The sequence below is a fragment of the Flavobacterium erigeronis genome (assembly GCF_054075165.1).
Window position 1 is genome coordinate 1 of record NZ_JBSKGP010000004.1, and the last position, 21447, is coordinate 21447.

General features: G+C 32.9%; 19 protein-coding genes. 8 read left to right on the forward strand and 11 right to left on the reverse strand.

Annotation, left to right across the window (positions count from 1 at the left end):
* The first annotated feature begins 141 nt into the window (after positions 1 to 141).
* The 5 genes from ACWA1F_RS08860 (at position 142) to ACWA1F_RS08880 (ending at position 5108) form a co-directional block, all read left to right on the forward strand.
* Positions 142 to 2070, forward strand: coding sequence for a BatA domain-containing protein (locus ACWA1F_RS08860; RefSeq protein ID WP_456893399.1), 1929 nt, complete (start codon positions 142 to 144; stop codon positions 2068 to 2070).
* A 63-nt stretch (positions 2071 to 2133) separates the two neighbouring features.
* The gene (locus tag ACWA1F_RS08865; protein WP_456893401.1) at positions 2134 to 3384 is read left to right on the forward strand and encodes a dihydroorotase; all 1251 of its coding nucleotides are present in this window, start codon (positions 2134 to 2136) and stop codon (positions 3382 to 3384) included.
* A gap of 4 nt (positions 3385 to 3388) precedes the next feature.
* Entirely contained in the window at positions 3389 to 3715 is a 327-nt protein-coding gene (locus ACWA1F_RS08870) for a hypothetical protein (RefSeq protein ID WP_306156553.1), read from the forward strand.
* Between the two features lie 102 nt (positions 3716 to 3817).
* Positions 3818 to 4462: an alpha/beta hydrolase gene (locus ACWA1F_RS08875; protein ID WP_456893403.1), complete on the forward strand. Its 645-nt coding sequence runs from the start codon at positions 3818 to 3820 to the stop codon at positions 4460 to 4462.
* A gap of 76 nt (positions 4463 to 4538) precedes the next feature.
* Positions 4539 to 5108: a cysteine hydrolase family protein gene (locus ACWA1F_RS08880; RefSeq protein ID WP_456893405.1), complete on the forward strand. Its 570-nt coding sequence runs from the start codon at positions 4539 to 4541 to the stop codon at positions 5106 to 5108.
* Positions 5109 to 5207: 99 nt separating this feature from the next.
* Here ACWA1F_RS08880 and ACWA1F_RS08885 read toward each other — a convergent pair whose 3' ends face one another.
* Genes ACWA1F_RS08885 through ACWA1F_RS08895 form a run of 3 tightly spaced genes read right to left on the reverse strand, consistent with a single transcriptional unit; the run spans position 5208 to position 6957 of the window.
* Complete coding sequence (locus tag ACWA1F_RS08885) at positions 5208 to 5633, reverse strand: hypothetical protein (protein ID WP_456893407.1); 426 nt, start codon at positions 5631 to 5633, stop codon at positions 5208 to 5210.
* Between the two features lie 43 nt (positions 5634 to 5676).
* Positions 5677 to 6180 carry a hypothetical protein gene (locus ACWA1F_RS08890; RefSeq protein WP_456893409.1) on the reverse strand — a complete coding sequence of 168 codons (504 nt, stop codon included), beginning with the start codon at positions 6178 to 6180 and terminating at the stop codon, positions 5677 to 5679.
* A gap of 12 nt (positions 6181 to 6192) precedes the next feature.
* The gene (locus ACWA1F_RS08895) at positions 6193 to 6957 is read right to left on the reverse strand and encodes an MBL fold metallo-hydrolase (protein ID WP_456893411.1); all 765 of its coding nucleotides are present in this window, start codon (positions 6955 to 6957) and stop codon (positions 6193 to 6195) included.
* A 90-nt stretch (positions 6958 to 7047) separates the two neighbouring features.
* Between ACWA1F_RS08895 and ACWA1F_RS08900 the strand changes: the two genes are divergently transcribed.
* Complete coding sequence (locus ACWA1F_RS08900; protein ID WP_306156567.1) at positions 7048 to 8508, forward strand: TonB-dependent receptor; 1461 nt, start codon at positions 7048 to 7050, stop codon at positions 8506 to 8508.
* 458 nt (positions 8509 to 8966) lie between these two features.
* Here the strand turns inward: ACWA1F_RS08900 and bcp are convergent, their stop codons facing one another.
* Positions 8967 to 9419, reverse strand: coding sequence for a thioredoxin-dependent thiol peroxidase (gene bcp, locus ACWA1F_RS08905; RefSeq protein ID WP_456893413.1), 453 nt, complete (start codon positions 9417 to 9419; stop codon positions 8967 to 8969).
* A gap of 351 nt (positions 9420 to 9770) precedes the next feature.
* Here bcp and ACWA1F_RS08910 point away from each other — a divergent pair, with 351 nt between their 5' ends.
* On the forward strand, positions 9771 to 10454 hold the full coding sequence (locus ACWA1F_RS08910) for an endonuclease III domain-containing protein (RefSeq protein ID WP_456893415.1): 684 nt from the start codon (positions 9771 to 9773) through the stop codon (positions 10452 to 10454).
* Between the two features lie 58 nt (positions 10455 to 10512).
* Here ACWA1F_RS08910 and ACWA1F_RS08915 read toward each other — a convergent pair whose 3' ends face one another.
* The 3 genes from ACWA1F_RS08915 to ACWA1F_RS08925 all read right to left on the reverse strand — a co-directional run bounded on the left by ACWA1F_RS08915 (position 10513) and on the right by ACWA1F_RS08925 (position 12902).
* Positions 10513 to 11577, reverse strand: a complete 1065-nt coding sequence (locus ACWA1F_RS08915) for a tetratricopeptide repeat protein (protein ID WP_456893417.1) — start codon at positions 11575 to 11577, stop codon at positions 10513 to 10515.
* A gap of 546 nt (positions 11578 to 12123) precedes the next feature.
* Positions 12124 to 12267 carry a hypothetical protein gene (locus ACWA1F_RS08920; protein WP_164515274.1) on the reverse strand — a complete coding sequence of 48 codons (144 nt, stop codon included), beginning with the start codon at positions 12265 to 12267 and terminating at the stop codon, positions 12124 to 12126.
* 50 nt (positions 12268 to 12317) lie between these two features.
* Positions 12318 to 12902 (reverse strand): RNA polymerase sigma factor, encoded by a 585-nt coding sequence (locus tag ACWA1F_RS08925; protein WP_111366804.1) that lies wholly within the window; start codon positions 12900 to 12902, stop codon positions 12318 to 12320.
* A gap of 526 nt (positions 12903 to 13428) precedes the next feature.
* Between ACWA1F_RS08925 and uvrA the strand changes: the two genes are divergently transcribed.
* Complete coding sequence (uvrA, locus tag ACWA1F_RS08930; protein ID WP_456893420.1) at positions 13429 to 16224, forward strand: excinuclease ABC subunit UvrA; 2796 nt, start codon at positions 13429 to 13431, stop codon at positions 16222 to 16224.
* Between the two features lie 90 nt (positions 16225 to 16314).
* Here uvrA and ACWA1F_RS08935 read toward each other — a convergent pair whose 3' ends face one another.
* The 4 genes from ACWA1F_RS08935 to ACWA1F_RS08950 form a co-directional block, all read right to left on the reverse strand.
* Positions 16315 to 16614: a hypothetical protein gene (locus tag ACWA1F_RS08935; protein WP_306156580.1), complete on the reverse strand. Its 300-nt coding sequence runs from the start codon at positions 16612 to 16614 to the stop codon at positions 16315 to 16317.
* A 268-nt stretch (positions 16615 to 16882) separates the two neighbouring features.
* Complete coding sequence (locus ACWA1F_RS08940; protein WP_456893422.1) at positions 16883 to 18499, reverse strand: mechanosensitive ion channel family protein; 1617 nt, start codon at positions 18497 to 18499, stop codon at positions 16883 to 16885.
* 97 nt (positions 18500 to 18596) lie between these two features.
* Entirely contained in the window at positions 18597 to 20066 is a 1470-nt protein-coding gene (locus ACWA1F_RS08945) for an oligosaccharide flippase family protein (RefSeq protein ID WP_306156585.1), read from the reverse strand.
* Positions 20067 to 20101: 35 nt separating this feature from the next.
* On the reverse strand, positions 20102 to 21388 hold the full coding sequence (locus tag ACWA1F_RS08950; protein ID WP_456893424.1) for a glycosyltransferase family 4 protein: 1287 nt from the start codon (positions 21386 to 21388) through the stop codon (positions 20102 to 20104).
* Positions 21389 to 21447 lie beyond the last annotated feature (59 nt).

Here is a 21447-nt window from a genome sequence, read left to right on the forward strand (position 1 = left end):
ATTCTTTATTCTTTATTCTTTATTCTTTATTCTTTATTCTTTATTCTTTATTCTTTATTCTTTAGACAACAAATCTCTTACCCGAACTTATATGGTTTAAATAATTTAATTCGTACTTTTGACAAGTAAATCGAAGCCAGAATGCATTTTAAACATCCCGAAATTCTATACTTTCTGTTTTTATTGATCGTTCCAATTCTGGTCCACTTATTTCAATTAAGACGATTTAAAACTTCTTATTTTACCAATGTTCGATTCTTAAAAGAGCTTGCTGTTCAGACTCGTAAGAGTTCTAAAATCAAAAAGCGACTTTTATTAGCTACACGTTTACTATTGCTTACTTGTGCGATTATCGCATTTGCGCAGCCTTTTTTTGAAGCTGTCGACAGTAAGAACGCGTCAAACGAAATGTATATTGTTCTAGACAATTCTTTCAGTATGCAGGCAAAAGGCAAAAAAGGAGAATTATTAAAAAGAGCCGTTCAGGAATTGCTAGAAAACACTCCAGAAAACGCCCAATTCTCACTTTTAACCAATACCGAAAACTTTTGGAATACCGATATTAAATCGTCAAAAAGTGCTTTACAAAACTTAAAATACAGCGCTTCTTCTTTTGATCTTTCAGCCATTACAGCAAAAATAAAAGCGCATAAATCGGCTCATAAAAAAGATATCGTTATTATTACAGATGCTGTTGGATTACAAGAAGCAGCTATTAAAAGTATAGATTTTGACGAAAAACCCTATTTTATAGTTCCCGAAGCAGAACAAAAAAATAACATTTCGATTGATAGCGTATACATCAATCAGACATTAGAAAACTTCTACGAAATTGGAATTAATTTATCGGCTTATGGCGAAGATTTTAAGCCTGTTTCGACAGCTCTTTACAATCAAAACAAACTGATAGCTAAAACAATTGTCAATTTTGATGCGAAGAAAAAGAAAATCAATTTCACTATTCCAAAAGAGGCTTTTCATGGTTATGTTGCAATTGAAGACAATGGACTGACTTATGATAACAAATTGTTTTTCAGCATTTCTAAAAACAAAAAAACAAACGTTATTAGCATTGGCGAGCCAGAAAAAAGTAATTTCTTATCGAGAATTTATACTTCTGGCGAATTCAATTACAACAATTACTCGATTAGCGCTTTAGATTACAATAGTTTAGAAAAACAAAATACGATTATTTTAAATGAACTAATTGACATTCCTCAGGCGTTGCAAACGACTTTAAAAGCTTTTGTTTCTAAAGGAGGTAATTTGGTTGTAATTCCATCTGAGAAAAGTTCGCTTTCAAGTTTAAATGCTTTGTTGGGGCAGTTTGGAAAAATTCAATTCGGAAATTTACAAACCAACAGTAAATTAATCACGAAAATTAATTTTGATCATCCTTTATTTTCAGGAGTTTTCGAAAACAAAATAACCAATTTCCAATATCCGAAAGTAAACAGTTCATTTGCTGTGTCAAGTCCCTATCCTGCTGTGCTTTCGTTTGAAGATCAGACTGCATTTGTGACATCGGTTCAAAATCAAGTTTCTGGAATAACGGTTTTTACAGCGCCAATAAATGGTGCTAATTCTAATTTTCAGCAATCGCCTTTAATTGTTCCTTTGTTTTATAAAATTGCGCAGAACAATCAGAAAACTGGCGTCAATGCTTTGACAATAGGAAATAATCAGCCTTATTTTGTAGATGTTTTGCTGACTAAAGATGCTATTTTAGAAGTAAAAGGAACAGAAGATTCGTTTATTCCGATTCAGCAGATTTTAAATAATAAAGTCAAATTAACCTTTAATGATTTTCCTGAAACCGCTGGAAATTATAGCATTTTTGATAAAAAACAGCAGGCTGAAAATATCAGTTTTAATTACAAAAGAACCGAAAGCGATTTGAGTCAGGTAAACACTAATGTAGTTTCTGATTTTAAAACTGCCGATACCATTTCGACCATTTTCAATACGTTACAAACAGAACGAACTGACAGCCAAATTTGGAAATGGTTTGTTATCTTTGCACTGTTATTTTTAGCATTAGAAATGGCAATTATAAAATTTGTAAAGTAGGTCGATTTTCAAAAACGTCTTACTTTTTACAATAATCATTTTACGACAAAAAAATATCTACATATGAAACTAATCATCAAAAGCGCCAAAATTATCGACTCAAAAAGTCCGTTTCACAATCAGACCGTTGATCTTTTAATTGCAGATGGCTTAATAGAAAAAATAGGCGTTTCTCTTCCAAATGATGATGCAGAAGTAGTACGATTTGACAATCTTCATGTTTCTCAAGGCTGGTTTGACAGTAGTGTTTCACTTGGAGAACCAGGTTACGAAGACAGAGAAACCATAGCAAACGGATTGAATGTTGCAGCAAAAAGTGGCTTTACAGCAATTGCCTTACAGCCCAATTCGCTACCGATTATTGACAACCAGTCTCAGGTAAATTTTGTGAAAAATAAAGCAAACGGTTTTGCAACAGAAATTTTTCCAATTGGCGCTTTGACTAAAGCCAGCGAAGGAAAGGATATGGCAGAACTTTTTGATATGAAAAACTCTGGAGCTATCGCTTTTGGAGATTACAACAAAAGTATTGACAATGCTAATATCTTGAAAATTGCTTTACAATATGTACAGGATTTTGATGGATTGGTAATTGCTTATTCACAAGATCCTAACATTAAAGGAAATGGTGTTGCGAACGAAGGAATTGTTTCTACAAGATTAGGATTAAAAGGAATTCCGAATTTAGCAGAAGAACTTCAAATTTCGAGAAACTTATTTTTACTAGAATATACAGGTGGAAAGCTTCACATTCCGACCATTTCCACTGCAAAATCGGTTGAATTAATTAGAGAAGCTAAAGCCAAAGGATTACAGGTAACGTGCAGCGCTTCTGTACATCATTTAGTTTTAACTGATGAAAAACTGGACGGATTTGATACTCGCTTTAAAGTTACGCCTCCGCTAAGAACCGAAGTTGACAGACAAGCTTTACTGAATGGAGTTGCCGACGGAACAATCGATATGATTACGTCTGACCACAACCCTATTGATATTGAATTCAAAAAAATGGAATTTGATACCGCTAAAAACGGAACTATCGGCTTAGAAAGTGCTTTTGGAGCTTTATTAACGGTTTTACCTGTAGAAACGATTGTAGCAAAATTAACTGCTGCAAGAACTGTTTTTGGTTTGGAAAACAACAAAATAGAAGAAGGCGCAAAAGCGAATTTGAGTTTGTTTACAACAGAAGGAAAATCAACTTTTGCTAAAGAAAATATTCTTTCAAAATCTAAAAATTCGGCTTTTTTAGGAACTGAAATTAAAGGTTCTGTTTACGGAATTTTAAATCAAAATCAACTAGTTACAAAATAATACAATGAATAATTCAGTCGAAGAAGGAAAGCCAATCGCTATTACGAGTTATATTTTAATCGTTGGGGTTCTCATTGCCATGTCTATGAATTCTGAAAATAAAAATAGCTTTGCTTCTTTTCATATCCGTCAGGCTTTAGGCCTATCTCTAACTTTTATTTCTTTTGGAGCGCTAACCAGTAATTTTGACAGCTTTTTTATCACTTTTCCAATGTGGATTTGTGTTTCTATCTTATGGACTTACGGTATTTTTACCGCTATCCAAGGACAAATGAGACCGATTCCGCTTGTTGGAGAATTGTTTCAGAAATGGTTTAAATCTATTGGATAACAAATTCCAATTTTTTGAAATTCCAAATTCCAATTGCACGTCGCTAACTTTGTCAAAGTTGAAAACTGAACACTAGAAAACAGAACACTGAACACTAAAAAAATGAATCTATCTTTAGAATACAAAATACAAGAACCAAAAGTAATTTTAGATAAAAATCCGTTACTGCTTTTATTGCACGGATACGGAAGCAACGAAGCCGATTTATTCTCTTTTGCTTCTGAACTTCCAGATAATTATTATATCATTTCTGCAAGAGCACCTTACGATTTACAATATGGTGCTTACGCTTGGTACGCGATTAACTTCGATGCTGACCAAAATAAATTTTCAGACAACGAACAGGCAAAAATTTCAAGAGACAAAATTGCTGCTTTTATTGATGAATTAGTTGCCAATTATCCAATTGATGCTAATAATGTAACTTTAATTGGATTCAGCCAAGGATCTATTTTAAGTTATGCAACTGCCCTTTCTTATCCAGAAAAAATTCAGCGAGTGGTTGCTATGAGCGGTTATTTCAATGAAGAAATTATTAAAGAAGGTTTTGAAAACAACGATTTTAAAAACCTAAAAATATTCGCTTCTCACGGAACTGTAGATCAGGTTATTCCAATTGAATGGGCCAAAAAAACACCAGCGATTTTAGAGAAATTAAATATTCCTGTTGTTTACAGAGAATATCCTGTCGGGCATGGAGTTGCACCACAGAATTTCTTTGATTTTAAGAATTGGCTTTTGAGTTAGTATTCAGTGGTCAGTCCGGAAGTGGTCAGTCACAGTACTTAATATTAAGAGTCTATAGTAATTATATCCCATAAAAATGAGCAATTCAAAACTTGAAAATCCAGCTTTAATTTTAATTGATATCCAGAAAGGTTTTCACGATGTTGCTTACTGGGGTGGAGATCGAAATAATATTGACGCAGAACAAAAAGCAGGTGAGCTTCTAAATATTTGGAGAACTAAAAAACTTCCAATTTTTCATGTCCAGCATTGCTCTTCGAATCCGAATTCAATTTTAAACGAAACAAATCCGGGAAATGAATTTCAGGACGTTGTAAAACCTTTTGAAGGAGAAACAATTATCAAAAAGAATGTCAACAGCGCTTTCATTGGAACAAACTTAAAAGAACTAATTGACGATGCCAAAATTACCAATCTTGTAATTGTAGGTTTAACTACAGATCATTGCGTTTCTACGACAACCAGAATGGCAGGGAATTATGGATACAACGTTTATCTTGTTTCTGATGCAACAGCTACTTTCAATAAAAAAGGCCTAAACGGAGAAGTTTTCTCTGCAGAGTTAATTCATCAAACTGCTTTGGCAAGTTTAAACGAAGAATTTGCTCAAGTAATAAATTCTGATTTTATTAAAGAAATTATTTAGTTTTAATATCTAAGTTTCAGCACAACTTTGTCAAAGTTTAAAACTTTGACAAAGTTTTTTTTCAATACAAGCTTTGGAATTTTTAATTTGGAATTTAATTTACTCTCCAGTATAAAGAATCTTCCCGTCTTTCTTCAAAACATATCCTTTCCAGGGAATCAATTGCCAGTCGCCATTTACCCAAGAGTCACCTTCAGATTTTCTTTCTAAAATGATAGATTCTTTTTGAGTATCTAAGAACAGCTCTGCTTTGTCTCCGTCAAAAATTACATATGATGCAGTTGTGTATGTTTTACCGTCATCATAATGAGAAAGTTTTGTTCCTTCAAAAATTCGGATACATTCTTTTTTAAGTTCTGACCAAGTATATCCAGCCGAAGCTTTACAACCGTGAGCATCAGAATCAGCTCCTACAACAGCTTCTTTTTGCGGTTCTTTTGGAGTTGCCTCTACTTTTTCCTGAGAAACTTTTTTAGCGCAAGAAAATACGCTTGAAATCATCAAAAACAAAAATATCTTTTTCATATCCTATTTATTTAAAGGTCAAAAAAAATAGGATTGTAAAATCCTATTTTTGATATAACCAAGTTTGATTTACTTCAAAGGTAATGTTATCATCGTTATCAACAAAATACTTTAACAAGACTTCTCCCCATAATTCACCATTACTGTAGTCTGCAATAATCCATCTGTGGTTTAAAATCTTTACTTTATTGATGATAAATTTATTCGGTCCAATTTGATCTTGCCCTGTATACGGATTCCCTTTTGGATTTGAATTTAAATCTAATAGTTTTTCTGTAACAACTGGAATTAGCTTCTCAAACAAGATAACTTTTCCTCCAGAAGCACTGTTATCAAAGTAATTTTGTGCATTTTCATTGTGTTCTAAAGAAAAATAATCTGCTTCTGCCAATTTATTTTTCATTAGACTAATGCTATCTCTTAGTTTTTTTGTTGTCTTTTCATATCGCTGCTCTCCAAATTTCACTTCGCCGCTGTAAAATGCATACGTAAAAACGTTCATTAAAATAGCCAAAATAAAAAGATAAAGCATTAAGGATTTTTTCATTGTGTGGTATAATTAAATTGTAATTTCTAAATTGTCATAAGCCAGAAAAACATTTTCAGGAAGTGTTTTCTGTACTTCTTCGTGAAAACCTAAAACGTGACTAATGTGAGTTAAATAAGCTCTTTCGGGTTTGACAAGATTGATAAAATCTAGCGCTTCCTGCAGGTTAAAGTGAGTATCGTGAGGTTCGACGCGCAAAGCATTTACCACCAAAACTTTCAATCCTTTCAGTTTTTCAACTTCTGCTGGTTCGATTGTTTTTACATCTGTCAGATAAGCAAAATCGTCGATTCGGTACCCAAAAACTTGAAGATCACCGTGCATGGCATTTATAGGAATCGCCATTTTGTCTCCAACAGCAAATGGAGCATTGTTTTGCACTTCAATTGTTTTTACGCTTGGTGCCCCTGGATATTTGTTTACGGTCTCAAAAACATAATCAAAACGGCGTCTTAAATTATCTAAAACACGTTTGTGTCCGTAAATCGGAATTTCGCCCTGTCTGAAATTAAACGGACGTATATCATCTAAGCCAGCTGTATGATCTGCATGCTCATGAGTAAAAAGTATCGCATCTAGTTTTCGACATCCGCAAGAAAGCATTTGCTGTCTGAAATCAGGACCGCAATCTATAACGTAGGAATGCTCGTTCCATGTAATCCAAATGGATACACGAAGCCTTTTGTCCTTAGCATCAGTGCTTTTACAAACTGGATGATCGATTCCGATAATTGGAATGCCTTGAGAAGTACCTGTACCTAAAAAATAAACCTTCAATTGAACTTAATTTTTTTACAAAAATAGGATTATTTCTCTTTCATTAGAAGCCTAATTTACTAACTTTGTAACAAATCTATTTAAAACAAAATGGGTACAGAAATAAAACTCAAGGGTGACAAGGTCATCGAACAGATTCCTTCTATAAAAGACAAAGCGTTACGCATTAATTTAAACGAAAATATTTACGGAACATTTGCTGAGATTGGCGCTGGACAAGAGACAGTTAGACACTTTTTCAGATCTGGAGGTTCGTCGGGAACTATTGCAAAAGCAATGTCTGCCTATGATAAAGATTTTAGTGACGCCGTTTATGGAGCTGAAAATGATGGAAGATATGTTACTGAAGAGCGTTTGAAAAAAATGCTTACCCACGAGGGACAAATCATCGAAGAGCGTTTAAGCCGAGAAAAACACCCTACCAAACTTTTTTTCAGTTACGCCAATACAGTTGCCACAATAGATTTTGCCAAACAATTTAAAGGTCACGGATGGGTTGGAATTCGTTATCAAATTGAACCAGACGAAGCTTATAACGAAATTATTCTTCACATTCGTTTTAAAGAGACTGACGCCAGACTGCAACAAGAAACACTTGGTATTTTAGGGGTAAACTTAATTTACGGTGCTTTTTACAAATACAACGATCCAAAACGATTACTTCGTTATTTATACGATCACTTAGACAAAGATCAGTTAGAGATTGATACCATTAACTTTTCTGGACCTCGTTTTGCCGATGTAGACAATCGTTTGATGAGTTTACAATTGGTTAAAAATGGAATGACCGATGCCGTAATGTTTAATCCTGAAGGGAAAAATATTCTGCCAGCAGCTATTCTTTACAAAAAGAACTTATTAGCTTTAAGAGGAAGTTTCCGCCCAGTTACAAAGGTAAACATGGACATGTATGAGAAATCATTAGAAATGTTTCTCAAAGAAAATAAAGTTGAAAAGAACAACACGCTTGTAATTTTTGAAATCACTCTTTCGAATTTACGTTCTGACGGTGAAATTGACGAACGTGACTTTATGGACAGAGCCGAATTACTTTGTTCGCTTGGTCAGACGGTTATGATTTCGAATTTCCAAGAATATTATAAAGTAGTAGAATATTTCGCTAACTATACCAAAGCCCGTATGGGATTGGCAATGGGTGTAAACAATCTTGTTGATATTTTTGATGAGAAATATTATCGCCATTTAAGTGGAGGAATTCTGGAAGCGTTTGGAAAATTATTCTACCGCGATATGAAAGTATTCTTGTATCCGATGTTAGATGAAGATGGCTCATTAATGAATTCAAACAACTTGAAAGTTCATCCTAGAATGAAAGAATTATACAAATTCTTTAAATTCAACGGAAAAGTGGTTGATATTGAAGATTATGATCCGAATATTCTGGATGTATTCTCGAGAGAGATCTTGAAAATGATCAATCAAGGCAAACCTGGATGGGAACCAATGCTTCCTCCTGGAATTCCTGAAATTATAAAAGAACATCATCTTTTTGGATATCATCCACAGAAAGAATTAGAGCAAAATGCATAAAAAAAAGTCCCTTCGCGGGACTTTTTTATGTTATATCCTTTGCCTTTAATTTTTAACGCAAAGCACGCTAAGATTTTTTATTTGAGTTTCGTTTTAAAAACGAAAAGTTCGCAAAGCTTTGTGCAATAGCCACAGATTATTAAAATTAAAAGGATTAAAAAAAAAATCTTGATAATCTTTATAATCTGTGGCAATAAAATCTCGCATTTTTTTGCTTTGTATTTAATTTTTAACGCAAAATATTCATTATGAAACTTGAAACTTGACGCCGAATGCAGAACCTGCCATACTGTGCGTAGACGCACTGCGGTGCGTCTCTACAGTCCAATATTTGCGTGCATTACGTAAAATCTTTGGCGTGCATTGCGTAAATAATCTTTGCGTTCTTTGCGGCAAAATTTCAACCCATTTTGAGCACAACTTGAAACTTGAAACAAAGAAAAACCTGAAACAAAATTTTATTTCAAAATCTGCGAAGCGTGTTCTTTTGTTTTTACTTTTTCTATTACTTCTTCGATAATTCCTTTTTCGTCGATTACGAAAGTAGTTCTATGAATTCCGTCGTATTCTCTTCCCATGAATTTCTTTGGTCCCCAAACTCCAAAGGCATTAATAACCGATTTATCTTCGTCTGCAATTAGCGGAAAAGGCAATTCGTACTTTTCTTTGAATTTCACTTGTGCTTTTGAGGTGTCGGCACTTACTCCAAGAAGTTCATAATTATTGGCTTGAAAACGGTGAAAATTATCTCTCAAATCACACGCTTCGGCTGTACAGCCAGGTGTGCTCGCTTTTGGATAAAAGAAAACTACCAATTTTTTCCCGGCGTAATCTGCCAGTTTATGTGTTTTTCCGTCTTGATCTGTTCCTGAAAAATTGGGTGCTTTATCTCCTGCTTTTAATGTTGTCATCTCTTTTTAATTTTAGATTTTAGATTGTTGATTTTAGATTCCCGCAAGGTTTGCTAAATGCCTTGTAGATATTATTTACTTTAGATTGTTGATTTTAGATTTTAGACTAAAACAAAGATAGCGTACAACTCTTAACTCATAACTTATAATTCATAACTTTTTTCATGCCCCAGATTGAAGTGGAAACCCCGGAATTATGGCAGTTTACATTTTTTGCATTTAAAAAGCGACCGAAGGAAGCTCTTTTAAATGCTTAAAAATGTTACTGCTATAATGAGGAGTTGAAACGGAAAGCTGGATTAGGCACATCATTAAAATTATAGTATTTTTACAGTCAATAAAATCATTGAAATGAATAAAGAAGCTCGTGTACAGTTTGTTATCGACAAATTGAAAGAACTCTACCCTACTATACCTGTTCCGCTAGATCATAAAGATCCGTATACGCTTTTAATTGCGGTTTTATTGTCTGCGCAATGCACAGATGTTCGTGTGAACCAGATTACGCCTCTTTTGTTTGCAAAAGCTGATAATCCGTATGATATGGTTAAAATGTCGGTGGAAGAAATTAAAGAAATTATTCGCCCTTGCGGTTTGTCTCCGATGAAATCGAAGGGAATTCATGGTTTGTCTGAAATTTTGATAGAAAAACATAACGGAGAAGTTCCGCAAAGTTTTGAAGCGCTTGAGGCTTTACCTGCTGTTGGACATAAAACGGCTAGTGTGGTAATGTCGCAAGCTTTTGGTGTTCCGGCTTTTCCCGTAGACACGCACATTCATCGCTTGATGCACAGATGGAATTTATCTAACGGAAAAAATGTTGCCCAGACTGAAAAAGATGCTAAAAGATTATTTCCGAGAGAATTATGGAACGACTTGCACTTGCAGATTATTTGGTATGGCCGCGAATATTCGCCTGCAAGAGGCTGGAATTTGGAGAAAGACATTATCACTAAAACCGTTGGCAAAAAATCTCTTATTGAAGAAATGGAGAAAAAAACTTTTAATGTGCCAATAAAAAAATTAGATAATTAGATAATTCTCTGTTATTAAAACACATTATCTAATTATCTAATTTAATAGATTATCTAATTTACATACCTGCTTTTAAAGCATTGTATTCTGTATTCATATCAAGTGATCTGTAAACACCTAATAACGTTTTGGTTGCATCTGGATTTTTTGGCTCAAGCGTTAGCACTTTTTTCAAATACGGAATCGCACTTCTTGTTATATCATCTTTTCTGGCATTTAGCTTATCGTATTGCTTCATTTCTGCCGGAGTTGTTCCCAGAGCAGAGATCTCATCGGCAAGATCTTTTTTCATTTGCAATTTCAGATAAGCTAGATTGATATACGCATCAATATAATTTGGATTTAATTCCAGTACATAATTGTAAATCGCTTCTGATTTTGGATAATCCTTTTTTTCAAGATAGGCATACGCCAGATTGCTGTTTATTTCTATTCTTTTGGATGGAATAGATTCTGTTCTTGGCTTTTCGTACAAACCTTGTTGAATTGCAGATTCTCTGGCTTTTGGAGAAATAAAGGTATCTTCTTCTTTTGTTTTTTTGTTTGTAGCATAGTACAGAACTCCTTTTCCAGAATAATTAATCTTTTTCAGAAGTTCATAATAAGTAACGGCAGCATTGAAATCTTTTGCATTTATGGATGAGGCTGCAGCATTACACAAGTTTAAAGTATCTTTTTTATCAAACAAATATACTTTATAACTTTTCTCTGCGCTTTCTTTGAAGTTTCCAGCTTTAAAATCTGCCATTGCGCCATTTACAAGACTGGCTTTCATATCTTTCAAAGCCATATTAGCTTTTACTGTCCATTTAAATTTTCCTGATTCGTTTTCGTATAAAAACACATCTTGGTACAATTGCGACGCCAATGTAAAATTATTGGCAGCATCAATGTTTTTTACAGCCAAATCTTTTAATACGTTACCTTTTAAGAAATAATAATCCGACTTGTCTTCATCAGATGCGTTAAGAATAAGGTATTCTGTTTTGGTTAAAATTGCCAAAGCGTCTTGGCTATTTCCTTTATCAAATAAAGACTGCGCTTCCTTAATTTTGTCTTTTTGGGCAAATGCGCCAATGCTGATCATTAATAAGCACGACAACATTTTAATGTTCTCTTTCATTTTACGGTTAAGTTTTGGTGATTAAATGATTTTCTTATTTTCTTGAGGCAATAGCAACAGACAATTAAACTGGTTTAAAAATTATCTTTATTGCTATTTTTTGAGTAAATACTGCTGGTCCAACTATTTTCTCAAAATCAAATGAGCATCAAAACTTAACAAAATAAAGCAGGGTAGTTTTTCTTCATAAACAATCTGTTTTGGGGTTAAATATTTAGTTATTACGTTGTTATTTTTCTAATTCTTTGAATAAAACCAGTACTCTTATACGAATAATACTTACGAAATCATTTTTATCGAACAAAAAGCTAGTTTTTTAACTAAAATAAAATTAAAAACTAAATAAACATATAAAATCTCATCAAAATATTAAATTTTAACAAAACACGAGGAAAATGATGTAAAAAACTTATATTTTTTAAGTTCAAAATATAAACAAAATAAAAAACTCACTATTTGTATAAGTAATACAAACAGTGAGCTTTTTCAACCGAAACGACCATTCGGTTTATTTTTAATAAACATCCGACAGGAGCAGTGGGGTGTTTAGTTAGCTATAATCTCAAAATTTTTATCTTCAATCTTAACTACTGTCAAGGCTTTAGAATAATTCAATAAAAAAGAAACGACTTCTTTATTAGGTTTAAGATTTTTGGAAGCTAATGCTTTTTTTGAGTAAATTTTCCCCATACTGTAAAAATGATTTATACTAGTATAACGGACTAAATATCAAAATAGTATTAGTTGGTTAAAATAATTTGATGTTTATCTATTATTTTTCTCAAATTCATTAGCGCGTAACGCATTCTTCCTAGTGCTGTATTGATGCTTACGCCTGTAATTTCTGAGATTTCTTTGAAACTCATATCTTGGTACATACGCATTACCAATACTTCTTTTTGATCTTCTGGAAGTTCTTCTATCAACTTTTTTAGATCCAATTCGACTTGGTCAACAATCATTTTGCCTTCTATTGTCAGCGCATCGTCAGACATGATAGAGAAAATAGAAAACTCTTCTGTTTCTCTGTACATCGGCATTTTTTTTGTCTTGCGAAAATGGTCTACGATTAAGTTATGAGAAATACGCATTACCCAAGGCAGAAATTTACCTTCTTCGTTATAAGAATTGCTTTTTAAAGTCTTGATTACTTTAATAAATGTATCTTGAAAAATATCATTTGAAATATCTCTATCAGCAATCTTAGAATATATAAAACCATATATCTTAGATTCGTGCCTTTTTATTAATGTCGCCAAAGCAGCTTCGCTACCGTCAACATAATTTTTTACTAATAGAGCGTCTGGAGTATGCAGATCAGCCATAATAACTACTTTTTTAGTTTTATTTTAAAAATTTGGAGTATTTTTCTAAAAAGTAGTTTTTTTAAATAGGCGTTTCTTTTTTTAGGTTATGTTAATATTGTGACCAAATTTAACAATTTTTAATTTTAAAATGCAAATAAATCATTAATTATTATTAGTAAAACTTTTATTAATGTACAATAAACATAAAATTTACGTACAAAGTGCTAAAAATCCGTAAAACAAATGCTAGGAAAAAGTGTTAAAAAACGAACCTAAATACCTAATAATTAATGAGATAATTTTTATTCTTTTCTTCTAATCAGATTTCAAATTACAATTTTTATTGAAATAATCCGACAATCGGAGAATATTTTTTTGCAGACTGTGTTAAAACTGGATCAATACAGCTCTAAAAAAGTACACTTTTACAGCTAAATCTGCTTCAAAAAGTCTTTCAGTTAGAGTAAAATAGTTAAAATTTGGAACTAAATCCTTAACTAAATCCAATTCAAAATTGATTACTTTTGTAAAAATTGACTTTTTTATGCAAATTGACCTTTCTAAAATAGATCCGAAATCAAATATTATAATTAAAGGAGCGCAGGTACATAATCTAAAAAATGTAGATGTGGTTATTCCGAGAAATAAACTGGTTGTCATTACAGGTCTTTCAGGATCAGGAAAATCAAGTTTAGCTTTTGATACTTTATATGCCGAAGGACAAAGACGTTATGTAGAAAGTTTATCTTCTTATGCGCGTCAGTTTCTGGGCCGTTTAGACAAACCAAAAGTAGAATATATTAAAGGTATAGCGCCTGCAATTGCTATTGAGCAAAAAGTAAATACGACTAATGCTCGTTCGACTGTTGGGACTTCTACTGAAATTTACGACTATATCAAACTTCTGTTTGCGAGAATTGGGCGAACCTACTCTCCTATTTCTGGACAAGAGGTTAAAAAAAATACCGTTACAGATGTTATTTCTGATGTAAAAAGTCTTCCTCTTGACAGCAGATGGCTTTTGCTTGCTCCTATACATCTTGAAGAAGGAAGGCAATTAGAAGACAAACTAAAAGTGCTTCTGCAGCAAGGTTTTGCACGTATTTTGGTTGACAATGAAATGGTTCGTCTAGATGAATTTTCTGCTTCAGATTTGCATCAATTAGATAATAAAGACATTTTACTGATTATTGACCGTATTGTTGTAAAAGAGGAAGAAGAATTTTATAACCGTCTGGCAGATGCTGTGCAAACTGCTTTTTTTGAAGGAAAAGGAATTTGTTATCTTCAAGAATTAAATGCAGAGAAGAGATTTTCTTATTCGAATAATTTTGAGCTTGACGGAATGACTTTTCTCGAGCCAAATGTTCACTTATTCAGTTTCAACAATCCATATGGGGCTTGCCCGGTTTGCGAAGGTTATGGAAACATTATTGGTATTGATGCCGATCTGGTTGTTCCAAATACTGCTTTGTCTGTTTATGAAAGTGCTATTTATCCGTGGCGCGGAGAAAGCATGAGCTGGTATAAAGATGAGTTGGTAAAACATGCTTACAAATTTGATTTCCCTATTCATAAGCCTTATTTCCAATTAACTGACGAACAAAAAGATTTAATTTGGACTGGAAATCAATATTTTCAGGGACTAAATGATTTCTTTAGAGAATTAGAAGAAAAAAATTATAAGATTCAAAACCGTGTAATGCTTTCACGTTATCGCGGCAAAACAAAATGTCACGCTTGTAAAGGGAAACGCTTGCGCGAAGAAGCTTCTTATGTAAAAATCAACGGAAAAACAGTTTCTGATTTGGTTGATTTACCAATTAAACATTTGGTTACTTTTTTCAAAAATATAGAATTAAACGTTTACGAACAGCAGATTGCGAAACGCTTGATGGTCGAAATCAATAATCGTCTTTCCTTTTTAACTGAGGTTGGTTTAGACTATCTTACTTTAAATCGAAATTCTGCAACGCTTTCTGGAGGAGAATCGCAACGTATTAACTTGGCAACTTCTCTAGGAAGCAGTTTGGTTGGTTCGATGTATATTTTGGATGAACCAAGTATTGGTCTGCATCCTAAAGATTCTGAAAGATTAATTAAAGTATTGCTTTCTCTTCGCGATTTAGGAAATACCGTAATTGTGGTAGAACATGATGAAGATATCATGAAAGCTGCCGATATGATTATAGATATTGGTCCAGAAGCTGGAACTTTTGGTGGAAAACTAGTTGCGCAAGGAACTTATGATGAAATTCTGCAATCTGATTCTTTAACTGCGAAATATTTAAATGGTGATTTAGAAATTACTGTTCCAAAGAAAAGACGAAAATTCAAAAAACATATTGATATTATTGGTGCACGCGAAAACAACTTAAAAAACATTAATGTTACATTTCCGTTAGATGTTTTAACTGTAGTTACCGGTGTTTCTGGAAGTGGAAAAAGTACGCTGATTAAGAAAATCTTGTTTCCAGCTATGCAGAAAAAACTGGAAAGCGCGGCCGAAAAAGCGGGACAGTTTACTGAAATTTCAGGATCATTTTCGCAGATCAAACATATTGAGTACGTAGATCAAAATCCGATTGGGAGAAGTTCTCGATCGAATCCTGTAACGTATATTAAGGCGTATGATGATATTCGTGATTTGTATGCCAAAGAAAAATTATCAAAAATAAGAGGCTATCAGGCTAAACATTTCTCTTTTAATGTTGACGGAGGCCGTTGCGAAACTTGTAAAGGTGAAGGTTCTATAAATGTTGAAATGGTTTTTATGGCCGATGTTTCTCTTCCTTGCGAAACTTGTGGCGGAAAACGATTTAAAAAAGAAATTTTAGAGGTTACTTTTGACAATCAGAATATCAATGATATCCTGACGATGACGATTGACGATGCCATTGCTTTTTTCGAAAAAAATAAACAGGCCAAAATCACACAGAAATTACAGCCTTTACAAGATGTTGGTTTAGGGTATGTTCAATTAGGACAGTCTTCTTCTACTCTTTCTGGTGGAGAGGCACAGCGTATTAAATTGGCTTCTTTCTTGGTTAAAGGCGCGACAAAAGACAAAGCTTTATTTGTTTTTGATGAACCTACAACGGGACTTCATTTTCATGACATTAAAAAACTTTTGGCTTCGTTTGACGCTTTAATCGAAAAAGGACATTCTATAATCGTTATCGAACACAATCTTGATCTTATAAAATGTGCAGACTGGATTCTTGATTTAGGTCCTGAAGGTGGAGAAAATGGAGGTCATTTACTTGCCTCTGGAACTCCAGAAGATATTGTAAAAGTAAAAGAATCGGTAACTGGAGTTTACTTAAAAGATAAACTATAATAAGTCCCGTCTCAAATAACAAAGCCATAAATACAATTGATTAGTTTGTATTTATGGCTTTATAATTTTATTTCTCTTTTTAATAATGTTTTAAGCTACTAGACATCTTTCTTCAAACGGAAGACCATCTTCGTCAATAGCTACTAAAATCTTTTTTTGTTTTGAAGCTTCAAAGGTAAGATACAGCCAAGCAAATGACCATAAACCTAGAGTTAAACAAAAAATAATAAAATTCAAACTGTGGTTAACCACTTTTCCTCCTTTAGACAAGACTGCGAAAAGCAACTCATCATTTCTTTCTTCTAAAGTAAATCCATTATGAACTTTGTTTGAAATCATATTAGAAAATACTTGCATGCTTTGTTCCTGGCTGAGATGATTGTTTTTCATAATTAATTTAATCTACCATTAATCCAATAACTAATTTCGTCTACTATTTCTTGCAAATTTATCTCTCTCGAAAGCATAAAACAATACCCATATTTAGGTATTTTTGTTAGAAATAATTATGCAATTTCTTCAAAGTAATGCTAAACCTTTAGTATAAAGTTAATTTTAATTCGATTAATTACAAAATATTCAGGTGTTAAAGTTTATTTTTTAATACCTAATTGTCAATTATTTAACCTTAAAAATGACCTTGAAAATTGAATTCTAGCTACTCTTCTTTCAAGTATTCTGGCGGAATTGCTGTTGCGCTTCCATCTCTGAAAGCACTGTAGTGTGGCGACATAATCTCTATTCCTGCTGCAAAGAAAGAATCTTGAATATTTTGATGCAATGAGGAATAAATTCTTGGCTGTTTCGTTGGCTCTTTAGTGTAAACATTAATTTGATACGAAACATAAAAATCATCTAAACTCGTTTGCAATACAAATGGTTTTGGCTCTTTTTCAGTCATTTCAGTTTTTAATGCGGCATCAATCAAAGCGGCGTAAATGTCTTTCCATGGCACATCATAACCAATCGTGACTGTCGTATGAATAAGCAATCCGGCAGTTGACTGTTTGGTGTTTGCCGAATAATTGGTCGAAGTACTGGACAAAACTGTAGCATTCGGAATCGTAATATCTTCAAATTTTGGCGTTCTTATTCTGGTAACCAATGCCGTTTTTTCTATTACTTCTCCGCTTACATCACCAATCTTTATATAATCACCAATTTTAAACGGGCGCATATACGTAATTACTAAACCCGCCACCATATTAGCAATAGCGTTAGAAGAACCAAGAGAAAACAGAACCCCGACAAATACCGAAACTCCTTTAAAAATTGGAGAATCTGAACCTGGCAGATACGGAAAAATAATAACCAGCATAAAAGCGTACATCAGCAGTCTGATTACATTGAATGTTGGCAATGCCCAATCGCTATAAAATCCGTCAATTTTTATGTTTTCAGATTTTATTTCGTCAAAGAAAAATTTAATGATTTTGAGCGCATATTTAAAAATGATAACAATTACTATAATCGTAAACAGACTTGGCAAGAATCCTAGAAATCCCATTAATGCAGATTTAGCCGGCGTCAAAATCCATCTAAGAAGCATTGTTGTGTAATCTTTAGTAGCTGGAAATATGCTGAATAAAACAGGAAGCGACAAGTAAACAATTAAAATAAGTGTTACTATTTTTATAAAACCAAAAAAACGGAGAAACAAAATCAGCTGCCTTTCTGGAGATAATATTTTGATTGTATTATAATTGACTCCTTTAAAATATCTAGCTTTATTTTTGACAATATAATTTTTAATCAGATTAAAAACCTTCCCGACCAAAAACAAAACCAAACTAATAATAAGAATTAATAAAGCCGTATATCCGATTCGTTTAGGCAATTGAGAATAATTCTCATTTTGGTATAGGATCGCATTTCTAATTTTCGCCAGATTTCTATTGGCAATTTTAGTTATAGTGCTATTTTCTGCTTTTGCATCAGCATCAAAAACAGACATTATGACTAAATCATTTTGATAGATAATATCCATCGAAGCATCCGAAGGAACAACTTTAAGCGAATCTTTTTCAAAGAAAGATTCGTTGTAAAGTCTTTTTATTTTATTGGTAATATATTCTGCACGCTCTTTTGCAGAAAAAGAACCAACATGATGATAAACCAAAAAGAGCGTGTCTTTGAAAGGTTTTACAGGATAACCCTTGAGTTTCGCTGTCGAAATTTCTTTATCAGTGCTTTTCAGATCAGGAGCCTGTGCAAATACAGAAAAAGAAAATAAAATAAAGAAAAAAGCTAATAACCTAAGTACTTTTATTTTCATATTCAATTAGAAATAAATTAGTTATCCTTTCTAACAAATATAAAAACAAAAAAGTTATGATTTTTTAAATTGCTTTCTTTTTTACAGAAAAATCAGATCAAATTTTAAACCCTAATTTCTTAAAGATCGAATCAATAACATTATTGATATCTGACGAAATTTTAAATTTATAATTCAGATAAACATATAATATAGTTACCAAAATAGATTTTAAAGCGATACTTATTAACTGGAAAAATGGAAATTCCCAAAAATAAAACAGCAGAAACAATACAAAAGTAAGCAGCATAGAATCAATAGTCTGTTTTGTAAAAGGGTACAAATGCAGTTTCTTCACCACAAACAGCAGTTTTGCCAAACTATACAAAGTAATCGATAGCAGAGTTGCAAATGCAGAACCAAAAATTCCCCAGATAGGAATAAAGATCAAATTTAAAATTACGGTTAAAACAACGAGCATTAATCCTAAATACAATACCATACGGTAATATTTGGTATTGAAAATAATAGCATTATTGTTTCCTAAAATAAGGTCAAAATATTTAGAAAGACCAATCATAAAAACTACAGAAATTCCGCCACTATATTCTTTCGGAACTAATTCGTATAATTGGTTAATATTGACAAAAATACAAAGCATTACAAAACCACCCACGATCTGTAAATTGATGGAAGTCTTTTTATAAAGCTGATTTAATTCGTCGAATTTGTTATCGTGCATTAATTTAGCTGTAATCGGGTACACAATCTGATGCATCGCACGACTTGGAACTGAAATTACCAAAGCAATATAAGTCGCAACGGAGTAATAGGCGATGTTTTCGATTTTCATATACTGATTCAAAATCAGTTTATCGCCGTCTAAAAGTAAGTTCGCAACACTTCCAGATAAAATAATATAAAAAGTATATTCCATTACACTTTTTACATTTTCAGGTATAGAAATTTGAAAATTAGGCTTTTTAACATAAAAAGCATAAAACATGGTTACGATAAAAGCTATAAAATAAATCGCCGCTGTTACATAAACAAACTGAACCAGACTGATCCAATTGAAATACAACGCTATTAAAGCAAAAGTCGAAAGCAATCTTAAACCGACTTCTTTTATAAAATTTCCAAAAACAGAATGCATGTGAACCCTAGCCCACGCATAAAAAATTTCAAAATAAGCCATACAGATTCCGATAAACGGAATAAGCAGCATAAATTCGCGCACAATAGGATTTTCTTTCGAAACAAAATCGGTTATGTCGTCGTAAAAGAAGATTCCGATAAGTCCTAACGGAATACACATTAAAAGCGGAAACAACGCTGTAAAAGACAAAAACTGCTCTCTTTCTTCTTCTGTTTTATACTGCGAATAAAATTTTACAAGCGTATTCTGCATTCCGATCGCGAACAAAGGCATAATTACATTTGCCGCAGAAGTAACGTAATTTGTTAAAGCGTAATAAGTTGCTCCAAGAAAAACGGGATAAAGATATAAAGTATTTATGGCTCCGATACCAAAACCAATGTATGTAATTATAGTGTTTTTAAAAGACTGATTTAAGACAATACCCATTTCTTGAGTTTAGATTGTATTTGAAATTTTAATGATTATCCTTTAATCAGCTGTGCTAATTGCTTGGTCAGGTTTTTTCTCGAATATTGCTGTAAACCAATTCCGTGCGATTGCAGTTTCCCTTCCAAAAACTGATTAAAAAAGTCCAAAATTACACTTTTTAACTTCGCTTTTTCAGAATAATCAAAAAATACTCCTGTATTGGTCTGCGTAACGATATCTGCAAAGTCAGAACCTTGAGGCCCAATGGCAATTATTGGACGGTTTGAAACCATATATTCAAACAATTTTCCTGGAATAATGCTTTTCGTATCTTCAGAATTAATTTCGATCAAAAGCAGAACCTGAGATTTTCTTTGATGTGCAACCGCTTCTTTATGAGAAACGTAACCCACCAAGTTCAAATAATCATTTAACTGATGTTCTTGTATCGCATCTAAAACTTCCTGACTTACGGCTCCAATTAATTTTATTTCTAAATGAGATTTAAACTCCGGAACTTCTTTTAGCAATTCAACCAAAACTTCCCAAAGAAATGGCGGATTTCTGTCTGATAAGAAAGAACCAATATGAGCTAAAGTAAATTTGGTGTCTAATGTTTGTTTTTCAACTGTTTCAACATCGTAACCATTTGTAATTACCGTAATTGGCTTAGTGGTAATCGCTTCAAATTCCGTTTTCGTAGTTTTACTTGTTACAATAATTTCATCAGCAGAATTAAGCACTTTATGCTCTAATTTTTTATGTTTTTTCTCCGCATAAGAAGACAATCGAAGTGCTTTATGATATCCGATTGTTGTCCAAGGATCACGAAAATCGGCAAACCATTTCACTTTCAATTTTTGCTGTAATTCTAAACCAATTAAATGAAGACTATGCGGCGGTCCAGAAGTTACAATCGTATCGATATTGTTCTCCTGAATATATTTTTCTAGATAAGAAACAGACGGTTTTACCCAAAAAACACGGGCATCTGGAATAAAAAGATTTCCTCGAACCCAAAGAAACGTTTTGTCTAAGAAAGTCTGTTTTTTCTTTTGAGGAAAAATTCCCGAACTGATTTTTTTGGTTTTATTTTTCGAAAAAACAGAAGCCAATTGGTAGGGCTCCCAAATTTTATTCTTTAAAACAATTACTTTGTCTGATATTTCGCTTATCAATCCTTCGTCAACAATGGGATAAGTTGGATTTTCTGGAACATAAACTATAGGCTGTACATCAAATTCTGGCAAATATTTTACAAATTTCAACCAACGCTGTACGCCAGGCCCACCGGCAGGCGGAAAATAATAGGTAATTATTAAAAGTTTTTTTTGTTCCATCTAAGATTTATTCTGTTTCACAGAGATTCGCAAAGTGCTCGCTAAGAATCGCAAAGATT